This window comes from Cobetia sp., assembly GCF_983723665.1.
Genome location: NZ_CFDJES010000211.1, coordinates 1 through 3,498, shown reverse-complemented (window position 1 = coordinate 3,498; position 3,498 = coordinate 1). Strand labels below are relative to the sequence as shown.

At 64.8% G+C, this 3,498-nt stretch carries 3 protein-coding genes; 1 reads left to right on the top strand and 2 read right to left on the bottom strand.

Annotated elements, in window-relative coordinates:
* On the bottom strand, positions 1–1,694 hold a 1,694-nt coding region (locus tag AC4FAH_RS13930), incomplete at its 3' end, for a cobaltochelatase CobT-related protein (RefSeq protein ID WP_490246247.1).
* Positions 1,691–2,791 carry an AAA family ATPase gene (locus AC4FAH_RS13925; protein WP_242007674.1) on the bottom strand — a complete coding sequence of 367 codons (1,101 nt, stop codon included), beginning with the start codon at positions 2,789–2,791 and terminating at the stop codon, positions 1,691–1,693. The genes AC4FAH_RS13930 and AC4FAH_RS13925, both read right to left, overlap by 4 nt.
* A 171-nt stretch (positions 2,792–2,962) precedes the next feature.
* On the opposite strand from AC4FAH_RS13925, the gene AC4FAH_RS13920 reads away from it, so the two are divergent.
* A partial coding sequence (locus tag AC4FAH_RS13920) for an NAD(P)/FAD-dependent oxidoreductase (protein ID WP_490246246.1) occupies positions 2,963–3,498 on the top strand: 536 nt, incomplete at its 3' end.

Sequence of the window (3,498 nt, the reverse complement as noted above, 5' to 3'; positions counted from 1 at the left end):
AGGGCGTTGTCGAGGGTGCGTTCAAGATCGATGATCAGCTGGTTGGGGTAGTAGGCGCTGAGGTCCAGCCCGACGCCGAGGCCGAGGATGGCCTGGCGGCCGGAGCGGGTCTGTTGCGCGACAACCTGCTTGAGGTGGCTGTCGAGGTACTGTTCATCATTGGCCATGTTGGTGGCGCTGTCACAGGGGCTGCCATCGGAGATGACGACCAGCAGACGGCGCGCGCCTTCGTCGGCAGGAGTGTTGTCCGCGAGTCGTGAGCAGGCCCATTGCACGGCTTCGCCATCCACGCCTTCGCGGTAGAGATCAGCCTTGAGCAGGGCGCCGAAGTTGCGGCGTGCACGTCGCCACGCCAGTGAGGCGGGCTTGAAGACCAGATACTGCACTTCATTCAGGCGGCCCGGACGCGCGGGCTTGCCGGCGCGTCGCCAGTCCTTCAGGGCGCGGCCGCCATTCCAGGCGCCAGTGGTGAAGCCGAGCACCTCGGTGGGCACACCGGCCATGTCGAGCGCGCGGGTGAGTATCTCGATCAGCATCGCCACCGCCTCGCCATGCACCTTCATCGAACCGGAGCAGTCGATCAGGAAACTGACCTGCGCACTGGCCTCGGGCACCCAGCGCTCGCGCTGGAAGACCCGCCGCTCGGCCGGCGAGGAAATCACCTGACTCAGCCGCCGCCCATCGATGATTCCTTCCTCCTCCCCGAAGTGCCAGCCCTCACGCTGCGGCGAGCTGAAATGGCGCGCCAGCTGACGTGCCAGGCGCCGCACGTTGATCTTCTGCTCCGCCAGACGCGTATCCAGCGCCTGACGATACTCATCGAGCAGGGCAGCGCGCATGCGCCTGGCCGGTTCCAGCTCGCGGTCATAGGCCGTGGTGAACACCTGATAGGGCAGCAATTCCTCCGGTGCGCCACGCCGATGACTCGGCAGCTGCGACGCCGCCTGCTCCTCGAGCAGACTCGCTTCCTCATCCTCGTTTTCCAGAAACAGCGCGAAGCGCTGACTGGCCTCTGACTCGTCATCCTTCTCGCCGTCCTGCTCCTCCAGTGATTCGGCCAGTTCCTGCTCCAGCCACAGGCTGATGTTCAGCGCATGCTGCTGATAGGCCGCCTGATCGAAACGCGTGCGTCTCAGCCCCGCCATGTCAGCGCCCAGCGCCTGATAGAAGGAGGCGCGCGTCGTCTCGATGTAATCCTCCGTCTCGTGGATCACCGCACAGGCCATCAGGCGCGACCAGCACGACTGGATGACGCTGTAGATGAGGATGCCGCTGCTCGTCTCGGTCAGGCCCGCGTGATAGAAGGCCAGGCACCAGTCGGTGAAGCGCCGCGCCAGATTCTCCTTCACGCCGGGCATGTCAGGGTCGACCAGCGCCTCGACGCGCAGCTGCTCCAGCAGGTCATAGATCAGGCGGGTTTCCGGCAACGCCGGACGCGCCGCCAGATGCAGCGCCTCGTCGGTGTGGAGCAGGCGCAGCGCGATGGCATCGCTGACCGCGCGATAGTTGTCGAGCGTGCAGTCATCTTCCTCAAGGCGCAGATGCGGCGTGCGCAATGGCAACGCCTGAGCATGCCGACTCAGGCGCCGCCCCCGATAGGCCCAGCCGGCCTGACCGCTGAGTGCCCCGAGACTCGCCGCCGAAAGCTCCTCGAGATACTGCTGACGACGGCGTACCTGCTGGGCCGCACTCATGCCCGGGCTCCCTTGTCGCTGTCCTGTTCATCCATCAGGTCGCTCTCCATTAGCGCCGCGGATTCCTCCAGCTCCTTGGCGAAACAGCGCTGATAGAACTCGGCGACCAGCGGGCGCTCATGCTCATCGCACTTGTTGAGGTAGGAGAGACGGAAGGCCAGCGCCGGGTTGCGGAAGATCTCGCAGTTCTCCGCCCAGGTGATCACGGTACGCGGCGACATCAGGCTCGACAGGTCGCCATTGGCGAAGCCCTTGCGGGTGAGGTCGGCCACCGCGACCATCGCGCGAATCAGGGCGCGGCCACGCTCGTTGTCCTTGGCGGGCACACGCGCCAGCACGATCTTCACCTCTTCCTCACGCGGCAGGTAATCCAGCTTGGCGACGATGTTCCAGCGGTCGATCTGCGCATGGTTGAGCAGCTGGGTGCCGTGATAGAGCCCATCCTGATTGCCAAGCCCGACGGTATTGGCGGTGGCGAACAGCCGGAATTGCGGATGCGGGCGAATCACGCGGTTCTGATCGAGCAGCGTGAAGTGGCCGTCACGCTCCAGAATGCGCTGGATGACGAACATCACGTCCGGACGGCCGGCATCGTACTCATCGAAGATCAGCGCGATGGGGCGGGTCAGCGACCAGGGCACGATGCCCTCCTGGAATTCGGTGACCTGCACGCCGTCGCGAATCACGATGGCGTCCTTGCCGACCAGGTCCAGCCGGCTGACATGGCCATCGAGATTGACGCGCAGGCACGGCCAGTTGAGACGCGCGGCGATCTGCTCGATATGGGTCGATTTGCCGGTGCCGTGCAGGCCCTGAACCATCACGCGGCGGTTGTTGGTGAAGCCGGCGAGGATGGCGAGGGTGACATCGGGATTGAAGCGATAGGCGTGATCGATTTCCGGCACGTGGGCGTCGCGCTCCACAAATACCGGCACCTTGAGGTCACTGTCGATGCCGAACAGCTCGCGCACGCCGCGCAGCTCAGTGGGCTGCAACTGACCGGCGGGCAGCGGCTGCTCGGCAGAGGCGGCGGGGCCTGCATCGCTACTGGCAGAGCTTGTATCACTGCTGGAAGGCGTCAAGGTGGCGTCGCTCACGGGGTGTCTCCCTCGTCATTCTTGTTGGTGGCTGCCCGGTGGACCTGTCGCGGGGAGACAGGCAAACCGGGCGGCGGCAATGCTGTGAATATAGCTTTGTTTCTAAAAATAATGCAAATCGTATCGAAATATGAGATTTGTGATTATTCATTCCCCGCAGGAGCAAGGCAGATGAGCGATACCCTGATCATTGGTGGCGGCGTGATGGGCATGATGATGGCGTGGCAGCTGGCCGAGGCCGGCCAGACGGTCACGCTGCTGGAGCGCGGCCAGTGCGGACGCGAGGCATCGTGGGCCGGTGGCGGCATCGTCTCGCCGCTGTATCCGTGGCGCTATTCGAGCGCCATCTCGTCACTGTCACGCTGGTCAGAAGGCGAGTACCCCAGGCTTGCCGAGGCGCTCAAGGACGCCACCGGCATCGACCCCGAATACCGCCAGAAGGGCCTGATCTATCTGCGGGTCGAGGATGAGGCGCTGGCGCTGGACTGGGCGCGCACCCAGCACAAGCCGCTGGAGGTGATCGAGCGTGAGGCGCTCTACGCGCGCGAGCCGCATCTGGTCAGTGGCCATCAACAGGCGCTGTGGATGCCGACGCTCGGCAGCATCCGCAATCCGCGTCTCGGTCAGGCGCTGCGTGCGCGTCTGCTGGCGCATCCGCGTATCCGGGTGCGTGAAGACTGTGAGGTCACGCAGCTGGTGCTTGCCAC